Raw genomic sequence first — 20,235 nt, 5'->3', positions numbered from 1 at the left:
GGACGGTAACCGGGCGACCGTGAGCCGACCCCCAGCGGACCCGCAGCGAACCGTGCGCGCCCCCGGCCACCGTGGAAGTCACACGAAGGAGTGAAGAACACATGACTGCCAAGACCCCGTTGACCCTGATCGGCCTCGGCCCCATGGGCCAGGCCATGGTGAACCGGTTCCTCGACGCCGGCCACCCGACCACGGTCTGGAACCGCACCCCGGCCCGTGCCGACGCCGTCGTCGCCCGAGGTGCCGTGCGCGCCGCCACCGCCGCCGACGCGGTGGCCGCGAACCGGCTCGTCATCCTCAGCCTGACCGACTACGCCGCCATGTACGACGTCCTCGACGGCGTCGACCTCGCGGGCCGGGCGATCGTCAACCTCAGCTCCGAAGCACCGGACAAGACGCTCAAGGCGGCCGCCTGGCTCGCCGGACGCGGCGCGGAACTGCTGGTCGGCGGCGTGATGATGAACGCGGAGATGGTCGGCCACCCGGACGCGTACGCCTTCTACAGCGGCCCGCGCGAGGTGTTCGACCGCCACCGCGACACCCTCGCGCTGATCGGCAGGCCGGACTACATGGGCGAGGAGCACACCATCGCCCAGGTGCTCTACCAGGCGCAGCTGGCCGCTTTCCTCCCCGCGCTGGCCGCGATGCTGCACGCCACCGCCCTGGCCAAGTCGGCGGGCATCACGGCCGAGCGGTACGCGCCCTACCTCGCCGACATCAGCGCCAGCCTGTCGATGTACGTGGCGGAGATGGCGAAGCACGTCGACTCCGGCGAGCACCCCGGCGACCTGGCCAACGCGACCATGATGGGCGCCACCGCGGCGCACGTCCTCGGCGCGAGCGAAGCCGCCGGGCTCGACACGGAGCTGCCCAGGGCGGTGAAGTCCCTCTACGACCGCGCCATCGCGGCGGGGCACGGCAAGGACAGCTTCACCGCCCTGATCAACGTCATCAAGGGCTGATCACACCGGGTTCAAGCCGGGGTTGCGGTCCTCGACCACGAACGACTTCAGCGTCGTGGCCTGCGCCCCGGCCGTCCGCACGTACGGCAGCGTGCGGAAGTCGGCCCGCATCTCCCGCGCGGTGAACTTCGTCCGCACGTACCCGCGCCGCCTGCTGTGCAGCTTGATGTGCGGGTTGAGCCGCAGCTGCACCTGGTCGACCGTGTCGTTGCCGTCACCGCCGGACGTCACCGACGAGCACACCAGCTCGGTGCCCACGGTCGGCGACGACGCCGGGTCGTTCCAGTCCAGCTTCACGTCCGCCGCGTAGTGCGCGTGCACGTCGCCGGTCAGCACGACGGCGTTGCGCACACCCGCGTCGACCCACCCGCGGGTGACCCGGTCGCGGGAGGCCAGGTAGCCGTCCCACCCGTCCATCGACACCTCCTTCTCCGGCCCGTCCTTGCGGTCGCGCTCGGCGAAGAACACCTGCTGGCCGAGCACGTCCCACCGCGCGCGGGACTCCCGGAAACCGTCGAGCAGCCACGCCTCCTGCTCCGCGCCGGTGATCGACCGGGTCGGCAGCCCGGCGTCCGCGCAGGTCTTCCACCCGTCGCCGCACGCTTGGTCGTCCCGGTACTGGCGGGTGTCGAGCATGTGGAAGTTGACCAAGCCACCCCACTGGGCCCGCCGGTAGAGCTGCATGTCGATGCCGTTGGGGCGGGCGCCGCGCCGCAGCGGCATGTTCTCGTAGTACGCCTGGAACGCCGCCGCGCGCCGGGCCGCGAAGTCCGGGTCCGGCCGCTCGGGCACGTCGTCGGCCCAGTTGTTCTCGATCTCGTGGTCCCACCAAACGGGTCAGCCGACTACAGTGACAAGCGGCCTACCAGCGAGGATACGACCATGAGTGCATCCCCCGCCCGCCGTACGCGGCGCAAGTTCCGGAAGCAACTCAGCGACAAGCGGGCGGTAATCCCGTTCACCCCGGATGGGGATGGCGCGGTGTGCTACGTGCGCCAGTCGCACTACACCGACGAGAGCACGAGTAGCGCGACCCAGACCACGGAAACCCACCGCTGGTCGAACGCCTACGACATTCCCATTCTCGCCACGGTCGAGGATTTGCACGTCTCGGGTGACCTTGACCCGTTCAAGCGGGAGGGGTTGAAAGAGTGGCTGAGTGACGCGCCGCCGCACCCGTGGAAAACCCTTGTGGTGTCGAAGTTGGACAGGCTTGTCCGGAGCGTTGTGGATGCGTTGACCCTGCTGGATTGGTTGCGAGAGCGCGGTAAGCGGCTGATCTGCATTGCCGAGGGTATCGACTCGTCCAACTCCATGTCGGAATTCATGATCACGCTCATTGCTGCCTTTGCCAGGATGGAAAGGGAGCGGATGCGTGAGAGGTTCCGCTCCGCTAAGGCGAGGTTGAAAGAGGCGGGACGTTGGTCCGGTGAGGGTCACCTTTACGGAACCATGCCGGTTGAACTTCCCGGTGGTGGTTGGATTCTAGGGCTGGACCAGTACGCTGTTAAGATTCTGCACACGTTGTCGGAACAGGCACGCCACGGAACCAACCTTTCCGACATGTGCCGTTGGCTGACCGAAAATCACGTCGTCAGTCCGAGGGACCGTCAACTACAGCTAGCCGCAGAAAGGCGCGGAGAAGACCCGGCCACGGTCGAACTCAAGGGCTACGAATGGAATGTAACCGCTTTGCGTAGGTTGCTCGAACATTCCGACTTGGTCGAACTCGGGATCTTCGAGCCCGCCGAACAGTCGGAAATCATGGTCAAGCTGGACGAAAAGTCTCGCCGGAAGAGTCGCGGCAGCAACCAGCCTTATCCGTTCTCCGGGATTCTGGTGTGCCCGGATTGCTTCGAACCGTTGTGGCACCGTATCGCCGCACGGACCCGGACCCGCAAAGACGGTTCAACGGTCGATTACCAGTACAACTACTGGCAGTGCCCCACCCGCCAGCACGGACCGGCCATGCGGGCAGAGGAAATCGAACCGCTGGCCGAACAGACCTTCTACAAACTGTTCTCAATGGTTCCCGTCCGGGAACGGATTGTGTTGCCCCCGACGAACCATGCGAACGAAATCGCCAAGCTCGAACGTGAATACGCCCGGATGATGTCCGGGGTTGCCAAGGCGACAACCTCCGAGGAACGGCACCGGGTGATGGAAGACGGAAACCGGATTCTCGGCGATATCGACACGCTCCGGGCGCTTCCCGCCGACCCCGGTGGTGTGCAGTGGGTTCCGACCGATCGCACCTGGCGGGAAGAGTTGGCCGGATTGTCGCCGGAAGACCGGCGGTTGCGGTGGCTGGAACTGGGTTACCGGTTCGCGGTGCGCAAGAATCAGGATAGGACGCTGACCGCCGGTTTCCGTCTGCCAGACGGTTGGCGGGAAGCAATGCCCGAACTTGCTGAATACCACGACAGCGTAATTTCCGACGGGGTTGACGAATACACGTTCACCATTCCCGTCGATCCACAATAACGTCAGTTATTCGGGACGCCGTGAAACCAGAGGACCTCTTCCGCCCGTGAGCGGAAGGGGTCCTCTGGTTTCAGGGTGAGCGGAGCGACCGCCGGCACCGGGTTACGCGGCGGGTGGCCGCTTCGCTATCAACGCGTCGCATATCGCGCTGATACCGGCGGCTACTTGTCGGACGTTCTCCCCGTCAACGGTGACCCAAATCGCGCCGTCCGGCGCTGTCGTGGCGGTCGCCCGAATCGGTCGGGGTACCCGATGCCGGTTCGCTGCTGTGTGCAGTGGGATCACCTTTGCGCCGCCGTCGTAGGCGACCGGGATGGATTTCCTGGCGGTGAGGTCGAATACGGCGAGCTGCCCGGCGGAGCGCCCCAGTTCCAGCGCTTCCGCCAGGGTCGGCACGACCACCGACACGTCAAGGTAGATACGGCCGGAATTGGGATCGCGCCACCCGCCCAGAACGCGACGGGGCAGCGCGAACGCGCGTCGTGCGGTCGCCAGGTAGGCGGCGAGATCATCAGCGGTCACGGGGTGCTCGTGGACCCGTTCCCAGTACGGATCGACCGACACGGCGTAGCCGGCCGTCACGTCGGCCCCGGTGGTCGGATCGACGGTGAAGCCGCCATCGGGCACCGACAGCGCGCCGGCCAGCGCCGCCAAGCGCGCCGGAGGCAGCCGGAAAGGCAGCCCAGCGCCGCTGTGCGGCGCTGGATCGGGTGGGGAGGGGTCGGGGTGGCGGCGGACGGGTTCAGCGGACATGAGCGCGCTCCTGGCGGACGGGTGGCGGGCGCGCCCGTGAGCGCGGACCCGTTGACACCCAAGAACTCCAAAAATAACGCTGTTTTTCGACTTGCGAATGCAAATACTTCAGGTAAGACCGGTCGTCGTGCCCGCAGCGACCCGACCGCGTCCCATGCGGCGATCACCGGCCGCAGGACCGATGTGGACGGAAGGGAGGCGTCAGGGAGGTGTCAGGGAGGCAGGGACGTTTCCCTGCCCGTTCCCTAGGTCGAGGTCCCTCTACTGACCAGCGCCGACGTCCGACAGGGAGGCGAACCGGCCCGCCGCTGAACCGCTCGCAGGGGCGCGTATCCACGTCGTCAGACCCCTACGGGGCATTGAGTCGGGCGGAGCATCGGTAGGGCTCAGAGGCCGGTTGAACAGGCAAAAAAGACGGCGGTAGGGCTACCGCTCTAATAGGTAATTCGATCGGTAATTCGCCCGGTAACTCCACGGGTAACCCCACGAGGACCGCCCCGCGACCCCGCCGCGCCCCCGGCGCGAACGTGTGTCACTTGACGTTCCTGTATGTGAGTCTGGGATACCAACGGAACCCCTTACACCCGGTCTGACCAGGGGTTACGCAACCTCTAGGGGGTGGCGCTCTAAGGTGAACCCCCGTGTGCACCCCCACATGCACCCCAATATGAACCCCCAACGGCAACAGCCGTTCAGTCCACATCGGACAGTGGTACCACCCCTGGCGGCCAAGATCGTTGCCGAGCGAACCTAGTAGCCGCTGACCTGGGCGGTTAGTGCCCCTACTGCCGATGGTACCAGTACGCTAGTAGATCGACACGCGGCCAGTTCCGCAGTGGATCACGTCGGGTCCACAAGATCACACCAGGGCGTGCGCGCATGAGTGGTGTCCGCACGATTCGGAGGGCTCCACTGGGCGATGGCGACCACAACGAAAGCCCCCCGCCTCCGGGCGGGGGGCTTTCGTGCGCTTGGGGCTGGGAATCGCCTGTCAGCCCCGCGCAGGGACGTTCTAAGCTGGACCATTTGCGCGCGTGCGCAGAAGCTTGCGCCGTGCGCTGGCCCGGTGAAGAAGGGCCTCCATCGTATTCTTGTTCACGCCGTGGTACTCCGCCAGATTCGAGATCGAGGGCTGGTCCCTGGACTCGTACCGTAGGAGGATCACGTACTCCATCGACAGGCGGAGCGGCGAATTCCGGTCGGCCCACATGACGTCGCAGTACCGCCAGTGGCAAGCCCGCTGCTTTCCGCTTCTGGTCACTCGGACCAGCAAAGCTACCTCCGATCGGTTCCTAGCTGTCCGAGCCAGCTAAGACACGCCCGGTTCCGCCGTGCGGCTTACACGTCGGACAGTCGAGCGTACTCGGCTGATAGTTGTCCGGATCGGGATTGGCGTTCGGATTGTCAATCCGCCCGCCGTAGCACTTCTGGTTTGGGCAGCCCACCCATGCCTTCGGCAACTTCCCTAGGTTCCAGTGGAGAAGGCGTCGAGGAATGTCAACATCATCTGCTGGTCGAGCGGGTCGGACAATGCTTTCTCAATCATCGCCTCTACAACCCTGACATCGAGCCCGAGGCGTTCGGCGATCTGCTTCGGGGTTAGCCCTCGCTGAGCGGAAAGAGCGGCTGCGACTCGTGCGCTCTGCCCCGCGTACAGCTCCCGAGTAAGTGCCAGCGCCATCAGCCTTGCGGAGCTGTCGAGCCAGACATACGCGGATTCAACCTTTTTCGCGGGCTCTTGAGCGCCCTGTCGCTCCAACTTCTTGACCCGAGCCTCAAGCTCCGTCAGGTCTTCGAGGACTCCGGTCAGGTCGTTGATGACAGCCTTAATCGCCCTGGAATCGCCAAGAAGCAACTCCGATTGGGCGTTATGGGCAACGTTGTCCAGGACAACGATACAAACCCGCCGCGCGCTCTGGGTGTCCATGACTTCTGACATCCGAGGGGCGCCGCCCCTCCTGCGCCTCACGTCGCTGTCTCCGATCCTGAGTCATCCTCGATCGGCTTCCCTAGAAGTTTGCCGTTATCGCCTCCTGGCGTCTCTGGGGGTGTGCCATTCGTCTTGTGCGCGAAGGTCTCCGGGTTGACTTTCCTCAGAGCCTTGCCGCTGTAGTTGCATTCAGCGCATCCACCGGACCTGCCGAAGCAGTGCCCGCACGTCGCGGCCATGCTTCAGTTTCCGTTCAGGTTGGGCCAGCGGTGCAATTCCTGGCCGGTGGTTCGGTGTCGTGCTACGTGGTCCCCGCTGTGCCTTGGGGGCTCGGTGCAGGTCCAATTCAGTACAGGGTCACGCTGGGCGCAATGGCCGTTCAGGTCTGGCATGGGCTGCGCTACTCCGTATCCGTCGATTCGTACCACTCGATGAGTGCGTGACGAGCCACTGGAATTCGCTCCGTGGGAGGGTCGTCCGTTGCGACGGGCAATATCTCGGTTCGCTGCGTGTGGTCGAGATACGGCCTGACCATCTTCGGGGCGTCTGGGTCGTCCATCCAGAACGTTTCTCGCTTGATGAACTCGGCTACAGGCACGGCATCGGGCGAGTGCCCGTCGTGCTTGGCCATGTCATTTCCGGAAGCGCTGGATGACTCGAAGATCCCGTAGAACCGGCCAGAGAACGTACAAGCCTGTCCCTATGACGGTCACTCCGAGAAGGCACATGACGAAGAACTCCCAGTTGTTCATGACGGGAAGCCCCTCACGACGGATATCATTTTCGGCCAGCCGAGAACGGCTCGGACGACTTCGCGCACGGTCCCGTCAGCCTCTAGGGCTATCTTTCCGCCAACGAGCCTGGCCGCTTCCGCTTTGCTGGGACTGTAGACCCGAACCAATTCGACAACGTCGAAAGTCCACCGGGCATACCCGAGCATCACGGGTTCGAGGGGGTCTTCGCCCACTCGGGCTCCTTGGAACCCGGCGTTGAGGAGCTGCTGTAGCCACCACATCGCCACGATCTCATCCGGGGTTGCCTGCCCGGTCAGCTCAAGGAGTTCATCGCTCATACGTCAGCCCGCCGAGAAGGCCAGGGTCGTATTGCGTCGCCGACACCTAGCCCAATGGCGGGCTTGTAGGAGTCAAGCGACCTTCTCAACGCCGAAACGTTGTCCGCTTGGGTAAACATGTAGTTGTCCTCACTGAAAAGCCCACCGGGGACGCTGTGGGCACGGTTACTCGCTTGCCCCCAGCCCGATGGGCTTACAGGAGTCAAGCGACCTTCTCTGCCATGTGCGGCAGTCCGCTTGGGTATTCATTCTGTTGTCTTGTTGGGTTTCAGGTGAGGTCTCCCTCGCCCGGGGACGGCTACTCTACGTGGGGATTTGCCCTGAGTCACGAATTTTGCGGGGAGTCCAGCCGATCGGAGGATGATCGACTCTGTCGCTACCTAGGGTGTCTACGTCACCGGCCCTCGGAGTTCATCACTGCGACGAACGCGGCAGCGGCGTCGCTGGCCTCGCCCCGGACGACGTAGCGGATCGGCCCCACCTTGACCAAAGGTGCACCTTCGTTCAAGGCTGCGATAGCCGCCGCAAGTTCGGCCTGCTTTTTCTCGCTGCGCTGGCCACCGCTGGCCTTCTCCAGCTCTGCAAGGATTTCGTCCCGCGTACCGTGTGCCCATGCCGTGTGAATGACCATGCGCGGTAGGCTAGCAGTCACGTTACCGCAGGTCAGACGCCCAGCGGCTCTGCCGCGAAGGTGTGGGCGCAGCGAAGGAAGCGGGCGATGATTCCCTTGCGGCACAACGGTTTTCGTCTGTGAGCTTTCCAGGGTGCGCACCGCACGCGCTGACGACCGGCTCCGCATCGGCGAGACGCTTCTAACCTCCGTTAAGGGCGGTTGCCCCGACGTAGGGCCTACGCCGAATCTGCCAGGTCAGAAGCCGTGCAGCCTCGTTACAGCCCTCTACGAAGCCCCTACGCGGTAGGGGCTTCGTAGAGGGCTGTAACGGTGCTACACTGTTGTTAGTTGACTCGCTTGGTGGTCGTCCCACACCACCAGCCACGGCGCCACGGAGTGCGCGAGCTGCAGGTCCGCGTCCGTCTTGTACTGCGCGTGCCGCAGCCGGTAGTCGGCCAGCGTCCGCGTCTCCGGGCCGACGACCGCGCGCACGTCCGCCGCCTTGGCCGCGTACTCGTACTGGTAGTCGCCCAGGTGCAGCACGACGTCCGGGTGGTCCTCGGCCAGCCGCCGGTACGCGGTGAAGTAACCCTCGCCGAAGTGCGCGCACGACGCGAAGCACATGGTCAGGTCCTGCCCGAGGACCCACGGCTCGGGCGTGGTGCGGGTGCGGCCGACGGGGGACAGGTGGCCGTTCACCCGGAACCGGTAGTAGTACTCGCGGCCGGGCCGCAGGCCGAACGGCTCCACGTGCACGCTGTGCCCGAGGTCCGGCCGGGCGGGCTGCACGCCGCGCCGCACCACGCGCTGGAACCGCTCGTCCTCGGCCAGCTCCCAGTGCACCGGCACGACCCGGTCGGGCATGCCGCCGAGGCCGTTCTCCTCCAGCGGGCGGGGCGCGAGGCGCGTCCACAGCACCACGCTGTCGGGACGGGGGTCGCCCGAGGCGACGCCGAGGGTGAAGGGGTCGTCGAGCTTGGGGAAGCCCGCGCCGGTGGTGGCGAGCGCCACACCGGCCACACCGCCGATGAGCAGGGAACGTCGGGTCACCGCAGTCATGCGGACACCGTTGCCGACGATGTTGGCGACCAGGTGAACGGCGGTGTGACACGAGTGGACGAGTTCACCCGGCCGGTAGCGGGGGGTCGTTGAAGCGTTGGCACTCGCGTGGGTAGAGTGCTAGATGCACGGCACCAGCAACCGCCCCGACCCCCGCGACGGCGGGGTGGCAGGAGCCGTAAACGCAACCTGCCAACGCTTTCGACGACCGTGGAGGTCAGCCCGGTGAGCGTGAACATCAAGCCGCTCGAGGACAAGATCGTCGTCCAGGCCAGCGAGGCCGAGACCACGACCGCTTCCGGCCTCGTGATCCCGGACACCGCGAAGGAGAAGCCCCAGGAGGGCAAGGTCCTCGCGGTCGGCCCCGGCCGGATCGACGACAAGGGCAACCGCGTCCCCGTGGACGTGGCTGTCGGCGACGTCGTCATCTACTCCAAGTACGGCGGCACCGAGGTCAAGTACAACGGCGAGGAGTACCTCATCCTCTCCGCCCGCGACGTGCTGGCCGTCATCAACTGACGCTCGGCTGACACGCAAGACGCCCCGGCGAACCCCTCACCGGGGCTTCCCGGGGCGTTTCGCATCAAGAGAGGCGTAGGCAATGCCCAAGCAGATCAGCTTCGACGAGGACGCTCGTCGGGCACTCGAGCGCGGTGTCAACAAGCTCGCGGACACGGTCAAGGTGACCCTCGGCCCGCGCGGCAGGCACGTCGTGCTCGACAAGAAGTTCGGCGGGCCCACCGTCACCAACGACGGCGTGACCATCGCCCGCGAGATCGAGCTGGACGACGCGTTCGAGAACCTCGGCGCGCAGCTGGCCAAGAGCGTCGCCACCAAGACCAACGACGTGGCGGGCGACGGCACGACGACCGCGACCGTGCTGGCCCAGGCCATGGTCCGGGTCGGCCTGCGCAACGTCGCCGCCGGCGCGAACCCGATGTCGCTCGGCGTCGGCATCCACGCCGCCGCCGAGGCCGTCGTGGACGCCCTCAAGGCCAAGGCCACCCCGGTCAAGGGCCGCGACAACATCGCCCAGGTCGGCACCGTCTCGTCCCGTGACGAGTCCATCGGCGCCCTGCTCGGCGAAGCCATCGAGAAGGTCGGCGAGGACGGTGTGATCACCGTCGAGGAGTCCTCCTCGATGGCCACCGAGCTGCAGATCACCGAGGGCGTGCAGTTCGACAAGGGCTACGTGTCGGCGCACTTCGCCACCGACCTCGAAGCCCAGGAGACGGTGTTCGAGGACGCCCGCATCCTGCTGCACCGCGAGAAGATCTCGGCGCTGGCCGACCTGCTGCCGATCCTGGAGAAGGTCGCCGAGGCCGGCAAGCCGCTGGTCATCATCGCCGAGGACGTCGAGGGCGAGGCGCTGTCCACCCTGGTCGTCAACGCCCTGCGCAAGACGCTGCGCGTGGTCGCGGTCAAGGCGCCGTACTTCGGCGACCGCCGCAAGGCGTTCCTGGACGACCTGGCCGTCGTCACCGGCGCGCAGGTCATCGCGGCCGAGGTCGGCCTGAAGCTGTCCGAGGCGGGCCTCGACGTGCTGGGCTCCGCCCGGCGGGTCGTCGTCTCCAAGGACAACACGACCATTGTCGACGGCGGCGGCTCGTCGGCCGACGTGGCCGGTCGCGCGGAGCAGCTGCGCCGCGAGATCGAGGCCACCGACTCCGACTGGGACCGCGAGAAGCTGCAGGAGCGGCTGGCCAAGCTGTCCGGCGGCATCGCCGTGATCAAGGTCGGCGCGGCCACCGAGACCGAGCTGAAGGAGCGCAAGCACCGCATCGAGGACGCGGTGGCGGCGACCAAGGCCGCGGTCGAGGAGGGCATCGTGCCCGGCGGCGGTTCGGCCCTGGTGCACGCGGCCAAGGTGCTCGACGGCGGCCTCGACCTGTCCGGTGACGAGGCGACCGGCGTCGCGATCGTCCGCGAGGCCCTGGGCTCGGCGCTGTTCTGGATCGCCGCGAACGCGGGCCTCGAAGGCGCGGTCGTGGTGAACAAGGTCCGCGAGCAGGAGTGGGGCTTCGGCCTCAACGCCGCCACGCTGGCCTACGGCGACCTGCTCGAGGCCGGGATCATCGACCCGGTGAAGGTGACGCGTTCCGCGGTCACCAACGCCGCTTCCATCGCCCGCATGGTGCTCACCACCGAGAGCGCCGTCGTGGAGAAGAAGGAAGAGGAGCCCGCCGCCGGCGCCGCCGGTCACGGTCACGGCCACGGTCACGGCCACTGACCCGGTAGTCGGTCACCGACCTGGTCATCGCGCAGAGCGAACGGGAGGGGCGGCACCCGCGAGGTGCCGCCCCTCCCGCGCGTTCGGCGTCAAGCGGGCGTCAACTGCCGCTTGCGCGCCTTGATGATGCTGTCCCGCTCGGACTCCGAGAGGCCGCCCCAGATCCCGTAGGGCTCCTGCACCGCCAGGGCGTGCCGCCGGCACATCTCCAGCACCGGGCACGACAGGCACACGGCCTTCGCCCGTGCCTCCCGCCGCGCCCGCGCCGGTCCGCGCTCCCCGTCCGGGTGGAAGAAGAACGCGCTGTCCATCCCGCGGCACGAGCCGCGCATCTGCCAGTCCCACAGATCCGCGTTGGGACCGGGAAGCCTTCGGGTGTCCGCCATCGAGACCGCCTCCTTGGCCCATGGACGAGAACTGCTCCATTCGGCTTAACGATGATCCACCGTAGAACCGCGCCAAAACTTGTTCAAGGGGGTGCGGGGCCTTTTGCCGGCAATTCATACGATGGGTGATCGATGACCGCCCGGGCCGGAGTTGCCGGTGACGTCAGGTGAACGGACGATGTCAGCGTGATGACGCCCCCCGACCACACCGGGACCGTGCCGGAAGGCGACCAGGAAACCGTTGCGGCGGAAGACGATCCAGCGCATTCGGTGACCCTCTCGGTGGCCGCCGTGGCCCGCCGGCTCGGCGTCGCGCCGGCCACTCTGCGCACCTGGGACCGCCGGTACGGCCTCGGCCCCAGTGATCACACAACCGGGCGACACCGCAAATACGCGCCACTCGACGTAGCGCGGCTGGAGCTGATGCAGCGCGCCCTGCTGCGCGGCGCGTCGTCCGCCGAGGCCGCCAAGTACGCCCTGACCAGCCCGCTGCGCGCGCCGCTGACCGCCGTGCCCGCGTCGTTGACCGGCGGCGAACTCGACGGCGGCTCCGCGCCGGCCGGTGGGCGGGGCCTGAAGCTGCAGGCGGCGAACCGGCGGGCCAAGGGCGTCGGCCGGGCCGCGTTGGCGATGGACTCGGCCGCGGTGCAGTCGCTGCTGGCCGACGCCATCGCGGCGGACGGCGTGGTCACGACGTGGGACGAGGTGGTGCGCCCCGTGATGGCCGCGATCGCCGCGAGGTGGGAGCACTCCGGCGCCGGGGTCGAGGTGTCGCACCTGGTGGAGGAGTGCGTCCTGGCCGCCGTCATCCGCGCCACCCCGGTCGTGACCAGCCCGCGCAACCACCGCCCCGTGCTGCTGGCGTGCATGCCGGACGAACGGCACAACTTGCCGCTGTACCCGTTGGCGGCGGTACTGGCGCAGCGCGGGCTCGGCACCAGGCAGCTCGGCGCGGCGCTACCCGCCGACGCCCTGGCCTCGGCCGTCCGCCGAACCGCCCCTTCGGCCGTGGTGCTGTGGGCCCAGCTGCCGCGCTACGCCGATCCGGGTGTCGTGGCGGCGTTGCCGAGGACCCGCCAACAGGTCCGCGTCTTCGCCGGGGGCCCCGGCTGGGAACGCGGCGTCGTGCCGCAGCCGGCGGAGCGGATCAACGACCTCGCCTCGGCCGCGGACGCGATCGAGCGGGCCGTCTGCTGATCACCGAGCGGGGCCGTCTGCTGATCCCTGCCCGATCCCTGCGGCACACGCCGCCGGCCATCCGCTCAGCCCGACCTTGCATCCCCCGACCTCGCATCCCCCGAACCCGCATCCCCGAACCCGCATCCCCTGGCCGTGCACCCCTGGCCGTGCACCCCAGGCTGCACGCCCCTGGCCGCGCGTCCCTTGGGTCGCGCACCCCTGGGGCCCGTACCACCTGGGGCCCGCACCCCAGGGGACCCACTCACCCGAGCCCCGCTCGCCTCGGCCCCGCTGGCCCCGCCCACTCGCACCGCAGACCCGCTGGCCCTGGACCCGCTCGCCGCTCGTCCCGGCACCGCTGGCTCGGACCCGCCTCGTCTTCCCGACCCTGTCGTTCGCGGTGGTCGGAGCGGGGGGTTGACGGGGCTGTGGTTGGTGAGGGCTCCGCTTGGTTTTCAACCGAGGATTGGGAACAGTGTTTCCGTACATTTTCGGTCGATGATCACCCGAAGGTGTTGCCCGGCGGCCTGTGGGGGCGGTCCCGCCGGTCAAACTGGCTGTTGGTTCACCCGTCGGGCTGGTTATGACCGACCTGTCCGGCTCGTCCCGTTGGTCCTTCGGCGCCACGGTCCGATCCACCCCCTCTCATGCGCTCTGCCTGCACTTACCCTGCCACGAGGGTCCGGCATTTCGACGTGTCCGGCTGCTGCCTGTGGATAACTCGCCGCCGAGCGGCCCGGCGGCGGTACTGAAGGACCTGAAGGCGCGTGGAGGGGTTGAGGTGGTCGGGGTGAGGGAGGCGGCGTTCGGGGATCGGCCCGAGGCCGAGGTCTGGGGTGCGCTGGCTGGTGGGGTGGAAGAGCGGTGGTTGGCGGCGGTGGTGCTTGGTGGGCAGGGGCACTATGCGGCGGCTGCCACCGTGCTCGGGAAGTTGATCGGGCGTGGTGGGCTGTTCGGGTCGTTGGCGGCTTCCACGCTCGCGTCGCACCGGCGTCAGCTCGGTGGTCACGCGGCGGCGCGGGTGTTGGACGGGTGGGCGTTGGCGATGGTGCCCGAAGACGCCCGAGGCCTAGGCGGCGAAGACCCGGACGACGTGGACGTGGCCGGTGCGCGGGCTGACGCGTTGCTCGGGCTCGCGGCCGACGCGGTAGGTACCGGGCGGCTCGACGAAGCACGGCGGCTGCACGCGAGGGTCCGGCCGCGCGGGTGGCGCAGCCGCGTCCGCCACCAGTGGCTGGCCGCCGAGATCGCGTTGGCCGGCGGTCACGCCGAGCAGGCGGTGCACCCGGCCGAGGTCGCCGCGGCGACCGCTCGGGAGGCCGGCGCAACGCGACACATCCTCAAGTCCGACCTCGTCCTCGGCACCGCCCTGGTGGTGTGGGGGACACCCGAAAGCGTCGATCGAGGGCTCGACCTGCTACTGTGTGACCTAAATCACACTGACCGCCGAGGGCTTTTCTCGTTGGTCTGGCCGACGGCGCTTGTCCTGGCAAACGCCCAGGCAGACCGCAGTATTGCGGGCGCGGCAAACGTGAAGGAACGCGCGGAAAACGCTCTGAGCTGCGTGTTGCGCAGAGCCGACCCGCTGGGCCGCCGTCTCGCGGACCGATCGCCGTGGATCCCGACTGCGCTGCTCCGTTCCGGGGAACCCCCGAACGCAGACCCTGAGACGAACTTCTTGACGGATTAAGCACCGGATCGTGTCAAGGTTCGGCCTCTAGCGTCCGATAGGGGATGTGGAACGTCACTCGGCTGCAGGAAGGAGTCCCCGTGACCACGGTCCTTATTTGCGACGACCGGCGCAGTGTGCGGGAGGGTCTCACCCGCGTGATGTCGGCTGTCCCAGGGGTTAGCCGCATCGACTGCGTAGCGCACGGTGACGAGTTGTTGGCTCGGTTCTCTCGGCAGCCGGTCGACGTCGTACTGGTTGGCACCCAGCGCGCCGTCCCGACCGGGGTCGAAGCGACCCGGCGACTCGTCTCAGCCAACCCGCAGGCAAACGTCATCGTTTTCGGCGCACCGGACGACGCGGGCAGCATCGCCGCCGCGATCGCCGGCGGGGCCCGCGGCTACCTGCGTTGGGACGCCTCGCGCCCCGAGCTGGTGGCCGCACTGGCGCACACGCTCGCGAGCACGAGCGTGCCCGCGCCGCGCCAGCCGTCGGACCCGGGCGTCCAGCTCACCGAGCGCGAGCTCCAGGTGCTGCGCGGGATGAGCCAGGGCAAGAGCAACGGGCAGATCGGGCGTGAGCTCTACCTGTCCGAGGACACGGTGAAGACCCACGCCCGGCGCTTGTTCCGCAAGCTCGGCGTGCGCGACCGCGCCCAAGCCGTCGCGCACGGCTTCCGCCGCGGTCTCGTGTCCTAGCTCGCGGGAACCCACAAGGACGCACAGGCTCGGGGCCAGGCTCGTCGGACTCGTCAGGCGAGTCGCACCGGCACCCCTTCCTCCAGCCACGGCCCGGTGACGCCACGCGCGTCACCGGGCCGCTGTGCGCCCACGACGTCCCGGCGCCCGCCGCGCCCGAGCCGACCCGGCGCCCGCGACGCCCACGGCGTGTCGGCTGGTCAGGTGAGGTCTAAAGACCCCATCTGGACCCCATTGCCCAACATTCGGTCGTGCGACCGGTACGGTGAGCATCACCAGTACGGGCGACGTCGATCGTCCCGTGCTGTTCTTTGTCGGTACGCCTACGCGTAACACCAGGGCAGTTGTCTGCGATGACCAACTTGGGGGACGGACTGGACGCCGAAGTGGGCGCAGCCGTCGATGGCGACCGCCACGCGATCGAGCGGCTCCTGGCATCCATCCGACCCCTCGTGGTGCGGTACTGCCGCGCCAGAGTCGGAAGGCAGGAGAGGTCTTTCGCTTCGGCGGACGACGTGGCCCAGGAGGTGTGTCTCGCGGTGCTGACGGCCCTGCCCAGCTATCGCGACCAGGGTCGGCCGTTCTTGGCGTTCGTCTACGGGATCGCCGCGCACAAGGTGGCCGACGCGCATCGCTCCGCAGCCCGGAACCGGTCAGAACCGGTCCCGGAGGTGCCCGACGCCCCCGAGACGGAGGCCGGCCCCGAGCAGCGCGCCATGCAGGGCGAGCTGTCGGAGCGGATGGCCGTGCTCCTCAAGGTCCTTCCGGAGAAGCAGCGGGAGATCCTGCTGCTTCGCGTGGTCGTCGGCCTGTCGGCCGAGGAGACCGCCGACGCGGTCGGCTCCACGCCGGGCGCGGTTCGGGTGGCGCAACACCGCGCCCTGGCCCGCCTTCGCAAGACGTTGGCAGCGGAGGAGGTGGTCTGAGTGGCTGACCAGCACGAGAAGGGCAACGGAGAAGTCGTGCGCGGACGAGATGAGAGACCGCCGCAGTCTGATGACGCCCTGACCGAGGACACCCTGGTGGACCCGGGGGACGACCTCGCGGGCATCCGAGCTGACGACGCGCTGCTCGACGCGCTGGGCGGACGTGCGGGCGAACCGCCGGAGTCGCTCGTCGACGACGAGCTGAACGCGCTGCTGCTGGCCTGGCGGCGCGAGGTCGACAGCCCGCCGATGGGCGAGCTGGTCGACACCGAGACCGCGGTGGCCACGATCGCCGCCGCCCGCCCCCAGCCGAGGGGCACCAGGCACCGCTTCCTCATCCCCCTCGCGAGCGCCGCCGCCGTGCTGGCGATCGCGTTCACCGGGATGAGCCTGGTCGCTCGCGACGCCCAGCCCGGCGACGCGCTCTGGGGCCTGACCAGGGTCCTCTACTCCGAGCACGCGCGTTCGGTGGAAGCCGCCGTCGCGGTGCGCACCGACCTCGACACCGCTCGCGCCGCACTGCGCGAGGGCCGGTACGGCGAAGCGCGTGACGCGCTGCTCAAGGCGGAGAAGAGCCTGCCGTCGGTCTCGCCGGACGACGACAAGGACGCCTTGGCCCAGCAGCACGAGTCGCTGCTGGAGGAGCTGACCAGCACCACGCCGTCGCCGAACACGCCGACCACCGCGCACCAGTCGACGTCGGCACCGCTGCCCACGACCGAGCCGAGCCGGCCGTCGTCCACGACGCAGACGACGGTGTCGGAATCAACCACGTCGACCGCGCCGACGACGACCACCGAGACGGTTTCGTCCTCGGACGGCACGGCGCAGCCGCCACCGCCGCCCACGTCGGGTGAGCCGCCGGCCAGCGGTCAGAGCCGGGGCGACCCGCCGCAGACCCCCGGCGTCACCGACGGCCAGACCCAGGGGACGCCGGAGAACTGACCCGCCTGTGACGAAGCCCGCTCCCGATCCGGGGGCGGGCTTCGTCACACGGTCAGCGAGCGCTCTCGGTCGCGGTGACCCCGTCGGCGTAACCGCGGCAGTACTCCCAGCTCACGTACGCCACCGGGTCCGGGTCGTACGCGGGCTCGTGCGGGCGCATCCGGCCGTCGGACAGCAGCTGCTCCAGGCTCGACCGCAGCAGCGCCCAGTCGTGGTAGTGCGGCTCCTGGCACTCGCCGCAGTCCACCACGATTCCCCTGACACCACGGGGTTCCAGCAGCGCCTGGTACACCGCGAGGTCGCTGAGGTCGCCGATCAGCTCGGCCCGCTCGGCGTCGTCCATCGGCGGGTGGTCGTGGTCGTGGTCGGGCTCGCCGAGGACCCGGGCCGGGTCCTCCGGGTCGCCCGCGAACGGGTCTGGTGGCAACGCGTCGTGCGGCACGACCCCGCACGGTACCGGGCGGACCCCCGGCCACGTCCAGATACCATGACCTGAACCCATCGCCGCTGCGTGGCACCCGATCCGCGGCGGCGGGATCGCCGCACGACGGAAGGCAAGCCAGCCGCCATGACCAGCGAGCTCAACGCTGACGGAGTCCCGCCCAAGTTCGCCATGCTGGGACTGACCTTCGACGACGTACTGCTGCTGCCCGCCGAGTCGGAGATCGTCCCGAGCGGCGTGGACACCAGCACCAAGCTGTCGCGCAACATCACCCTGCGCGTGCCGCTGGCCTCGGCCGCGATGGACACCGTGACCGAGGGCCGGATGGCCATCTCGATGGCCCGCCAGGGCGGCATCGGCGTGCTGCACCGCAACCTGTCCCTGGAGGAGCAGGCCCGCCAGGTGGAGACCGTGAAGCGGTCCGAGGCGGGCATGGTGAGCGACCCGGTCACGTGCACCCCGGACGACACGATCCGCCACGTGGACGAGCTGTGCGCGCGCTACCGGATCTCCGGCGTGCCGGTCACGGACGCGAGCGGCAAGCTCGTCGGCATCATCACCAACCGCGACATGCGCTTCGAGGTCGACCACTCGCGCAAGGTCAGCGAGGTGATGACCAAGGGTCCGCTGGTCACGGCTCAGGTCGGCGTGTCGGCGGAGGCCGCGCTGGGCTTGCTGCGCAGGCACAAGGTGGAGAAGCTGCCGATCGTGGACGGCGAGGGCAAGCTGCGTGGCCTGATCACGGTCAAGGACTTCGTCAAGACCGAGCAGTACCCGAACGCCTCGAAGGACCCGGACGGCAGGCTGCTGTGCGCCGCCGCGATCGGTGTCGGCGAGGACAGCTTCGCGCGGGCCATGGCGCTGGCCGAGGCGGGCGTCGACGTGATCATGGTCGACACGGCGCACGGCCACCAGCGCAACGTGCTGGAGATGGTCGCCCGGGTGAAGAAGGAGCTGGGCGACGAGGTGGACGTGGTCGGCGGCAACGTCGCCACCCGCGTGGGCGCCCAGGCCCTGGTGGACGCGGGCGCGGACGGCGTGAAGGTCGGCGTCGGCCCCGGCTCGATCTGCACCACGCGCGTGGTCGCCGGTGTCGGTGTGCCGCAGATCACCGCGATCTACGAGGCCGGCCTGGCGTGCGCGCCGGCGGGCGTACCGGTGATCGGTGACGGCGGCATCCAGTACTCCGGTGACATCGCCAAGGCGATCGCGGCGGGCGCGAGCGCGGTCATGCTGGGCAGCCTGCTCGCGGGCACCGCCGAGTCGCCGGGCGAGCTGGTGCTGGTCAACGGCAAGCAGTTCAAGACCTACCGGGGCATGGGCTCGCTGGCCGCCCTCCAAGGTCGCGGCGAGGGCAAGTCGTACTCGAAGGACCGCTACTTCCAGGACGACGTGCTGTCGGAGGACAAGCTGGTGCCCGAGGGCATCGAGGGCCGCACGCCGTTCCGCGGTCCGCTGTCGACCGTGGTGCACCAGCTGGTGGGCGGCCTGCGCGCCGCGATGGGCTACACCGGCTCGAAGACGGTCGCCGACCTGCAGCGCAAGCAGCTGGTGCGGATCACGGCGGCCGGGCTCAAGGAGAGCCACCCGCACGACATCACCATGACCGTCGAAGCCCCGAACTACACGACCCGCTGAATCTCGGATCGCCTTGGGCTAGTGTCCCCAGGTTCCGCTAGCTCCACGGAAGGACGACAAAGGTGCGCGATCTGGTCGAGATCGGCATGGGCCGGACCGCGAGGCGGGCCTACGAGCTGGACGACCTCGAGATCATCCCGTCCCGGAGGACCCGGTCCTCGAAGGACGTCTCGACGGCGTGGCAGATCGACGCCTACCGGTTCGAGATCCCGCTGATCACCCACCCGACGGACGCGATCGTCTCGCCGGGCACGGCGGTCGCGGTCGGCGAGCTGGGTGGCTTGGGCGTCCTCAACGCGGAGGGCCTGTGGGCCCGGCACGGTGACGTGGAAGAGGCTCTGTTCCGGCTGGTGCAGGCGGTGGAGGACACCGACGACCCGGCCGCGCCGGTGAAGGTGCTGCAGGAGTTGCACGCCGAGCCGGTGCGGATGGACCTGATCGCCGAGGCGATCAAGCAGGTCCGCGAGTCGGGTGTCACGGTCGCCGTGCGGGTCAGCCCGCAGCGGGCGGCCGAGCTGACGCCGGACCTGCTCGCGGCCGGCGTGGAGATCCTGGTCGTGCAGGGCACGATCATCTCCGCCGAGCACGTCTCGCGCGACGGCGAGCCGCTGAACTTGAAGTCGTTCATCGCGGACCTCGACATCCCGGTCATCGCGGGCGGCGTGGGCGACTACCGGACCGCGATGCACCTGATGCGCACGGGCGCGGCGGGCGTGATCGTGGGCTACGGCTACACGCCGGGCGTGACCACGACCGACTCGGTGCTGGGCATCGGCGTGCCGATGGCCACCGCCATCGCCGACGCGGCAGCCGCCCGCCGGGACTACCTGGACGAGACCGGTGGCCGGTACGTGCACGTGATCGCCGACGGTGGTGTGCTGACCAGCGGCGACATCGCGAAGTCGATCGCGTGCGGCGCCGACGCGGTCATGCTGGGCGAGCCGCTGGCAGCGGCGTCCGAGGCACCGGGCCAGGGCCTCTATTGGACGGCCGCCTCCGCGCACCCGTCGGTCCCGCGCAGCCACGTGTCGACCGGCGTCGACCAGGTCGTCGACCTGCGCAAACTGCTGTTCGGCCCCTCCGTCGACCCACGCGGCGTGACCAACCTGTTCGGCTCACTGCGCCGCGCCATGGCCAAGACCGGCTACTCCGACCTCAAGGAGTTCCAGAAGGTCGGCCTGACGATCCGCGGCTGATGTGGTCGGGTCCGGCTCGATTTGACATGGGGCCCTTACGGGTACTGGAGGCA

The 20,235-nt window shown here is 68.6% G+C and carries 17 protein-coding genes and 2 pseudogenes; 11 read left to right on the top strand and 8 right to left on the bottom strand.

Translation table 11 applies throughout. The features are described 5' to 3' along the window. Window positions 1–101: 101 nt before the first annotated feature. Complete coding sequence (locus A6A25_RS01390) at window positions 102–962, top strand: NAD(P)-dependent oxidoreductase (RefSeq protein ID WP_073885867.1); 861 nt, start codon at window positions 102–104, stop codon at window positions 960–962. Here the strand turns inward: A6A25_RS01390 and A6A25_RS01385 are convergent. Continuing rightward, a pseudogene (locus A6A25_RS01385) lies at window positions 963–1,787 on the bottom strand (alkaline phosphatase D family protein); the annotation flags it as partial. Window positions 1,788–1,844: 57 nt separating this feature from the next. Here A6A25_RS01385 and A6A25_RS01380 point away from each other — a divergent pair. Beyond that, complete coding sequence (locus A6A25_RS01380; RefSeq protein ID WP_073885866.1) at window positions 1,845–3,446, top strand: recombinase family protein; 1,602 nt, start codon at window positions 1,845–1,847, stop codon at window positions 3,444–3,446. A gap of 102 nt (window positions 3,447–3,548) precedes the next feature. Here the strand turns inward: A6A25_RS01380 and A6A25_RS44540 are convergent, their stop codons facing one another. From A6A25_RS44540 to A6A25_RS01345, 5 genes and pseudogenes are all read right to left on the bottom strand, one after another. Further along, window positions 3,549–4,199 carry a hypothetical protein gene (locus A6A25_RS44540; protein WP_198932549.1) on the bottom strand — a complete coding sequence of 217 codons (651 nt, stop codon included), beginning with the start codon at window positions 4,197–4,199 and terminating at the stop codon, window positions 3,549–3,551. 1,465 nt (window positions 4,200–5,664) lie between these two features. Further along, complete coding sequence (locus tag A6A25_RS01365) at window positions 5,665–6,126, bottom strand: hypothetical protein (protein ID WP_143192909.1); 462 nt, start codon at window positions 6,124–6,126, stop codon at window positions 5,665–5,667. A gap of 751 nt (window positions 6,127–6,877) precedes the next feature. Beyond that, the gene (locus A6A25_RS01355; protein ID WP_073885862.1) at window positions 6,878–7,201 is read right to left on the bottom strand and encodes a hypothetical protein; all 324 of its coding nucleotides are present in this window, start codon (window positions 7,199–7,201) and stop codon (window positions 6,878–6,880) included. Window positions 7,202–7,595: 394 nt separating this feature from the next. Continuing rightward, a complete protein-coding gene (locus tag A6A25_RS01350) occupies window positions 7,596–7,832 on the bottom strand; it encodes a hypothetical protein (RefSeq protein ID WP_073885861.1) in 237 nt (78 codons plus the stop codon). Between the two features lie 339 nt (window positions 7,833–8,171). Next, window positions 8,172–8,873 (bottom strand): annotated as a pseudogene (locus A6A25_RS01345) (alkaline phosphatase D family protein); the annotation flags it as partial. 225 nt (window positions 8,874–9,098) lie between these two features. Here A6A25_RS01345 and groES point away from each other — a divergent pair. Both groES and groL read left to right on the top strand, forming a co-directional pair. Continuing rightward, complete coding sequence (gene groES, locus A6A25_RS01340; protein WP_033428811.1) at window positions 9,099–9,392, top strand: co-chaperone GroES; 294 nt, start codon at window positions 9,099–9,101, stop codon at window positions 9,390–9,392. An 82-nt stretch (window positions 9,393–9,474) separates the two neighbouring features. Then, complete coding sequence (gene groL, locus A6A25_RS01335) at window positions 9,475–11,103, top strand: chaperonin GroEL (RefSeq protein WP_073885860.1); 1,629 nt, start codon at window positions 9,475–9,477, stop codon at window positions 11,101–11,103. A gap of 89 nt (window positions 11,104–11,192) precedes the next feature. On the opposite strand, the gene A6A25_RS01330 is transcribed toward groL, so the two are convergent. Further along, on the bottom strand, window positions 11,193–11,489 hold the full coding sequence (locus A6A25_RS01330) for a WhiB family transcriptional regulator (protein ID WP_033428626.1): 297 nt from the start codon (window positions 11,487–11,489) through the stop codon (window positions 11,193–11,195). A gap of 270 nt (window positions 11,490–11,759) precedes the next feature. Here A6A25_RS01330 and A6A25_RS01325 point away from each other — a divergent pair, with 270 nt between their 5' ends. The 5 genes from A6A25_RS01325 (at window position 11,760) to A6A25_RS01305 (ending at window position 16,906) form a co-directional block, all read left to right on the top strand. Beyond that, window positions 11,760–12,686: a MerR family transcriptional regulator gene (locus A6A25_RS01325; RefSeq protein ID WP_073886350.1), complete on the top strand. Its 927-nt coding sequence runs from the start codon at window positions 11,760–11,762 to the stop codon at window positions 12,684–12,686. A 772-nt stretch (window positions 12,687–13,458) separates the two neighbouring features. Continuing rightward, window positions 13,459–14,358 carry a hypothetical protein gene (locus tag A6A25_RS01320; protein WP_198932548.1) on the top strand — a complete coding sequence of 300 codons (900 nt, stop codon included), beginning with the start codon at window positions 13,459–13,461 and terminating at the stop codon, window positions 14,356–14,358. Window positions 14,359–14,438: 80 nt separating this feature from the next. After that, complete coding sequence (locus tag A6A25_RS01315) at window positions 14,439–15,035, top strand: response regulator transcription factor (protein ID WP_015805222.1); 597 nt, start codon at window positions 14,439–14,441, stop codon at window positions 15,033–15,035. Between the two features lie 353 nt (window positions 15,036–15,388). Next, window positions 15,389–15,961: a sigma-70 family RNA polymerase sigma factor gene (locus A6A25_RS01310; protein ID WP_033436769.1), complete on the top strand. Its 573-nt coding sequence runs from the start codon at window positions 15,389–15,391 to the stop codon at window positions 15,959–15,961. Then, complete coding sequence (locus A6A25_RS01305; protein ID WP_083667790.1) at window positions 15,962–16,906, top strand: anti-sigma-D factor RsdA; 945 nt, start codon at window positions 15,962–15,964, stop codon at window positions 16,904–16,906. It abuts the gene before it with no gap. A 52-nt stretch (window positions 16,907–16,958) separates the two neighbouring features. On the opposite strand, the gene A6A25_RS01300 is transcribed toward A6A25_RS01305, so the two are convergent. Further along, window positions 16,959–17,408 carry a DUF5319 domain-containing protein gene (locus A6A25_RS01300; protein ID WP_073885858.1) on the bottom strand — a complete coding sequence of 150 codons (450 nt, stop codon included), beginning with the start codon at window positions 17,406–17,408 and terminating at the stop codon, window positions 16,959–16,961. Window positions 17,409–17,474: 66 nt separating this feature from the next. On the opposite strand from A6A25_RS01300, the gene guaB reads away from it, so the two are divergent. Together guaB and A6A25_RS01290 are read left to right on the top strand one after the other, a co-directional pair. After that, window positions 17,475–18,986 (top strand): IMP dehydrogenase, encoded by a 1,512-nt coding sequence (gene guaB / locus A6A25_RS01295; RefSeq protein ID WP_073885857.1) that lies wholly within the window; start codon window positions 17,475–17,477, stop codon window positions 18,984–18,986. A gap of 62 nt (window positions 18,987–19,048) precedes the next feature. Further along, complete coding sequence (locus tag A6A25_RS01290) at window positions 19,049–20,182, top strand: GuaB3 family IMP dehydrogenase-related protein (RefSeq protein ID WP_073885856.1); 1,134 nt, start codon at window positions 19,049–19,051, stop codon at window positions 20,180–20,182. The last annotated feature ends 53 nt before the right edge of the window (window positions 20,183–20,235 follow it).

This window comes from Saccharothrix sp. CB00851 (assembly GCF_001905065.1).
In the GTDB taxonomy this organism is placed as follows: domain Bacteria; phylum Actinomycetota; class Actinomycetes; order Mycobacteriales; family Pseudonocardiaceae; genus Actinosynnema.
This window is presented reverse-complemented; position numbering and strand designations above follow the sequence as displayed.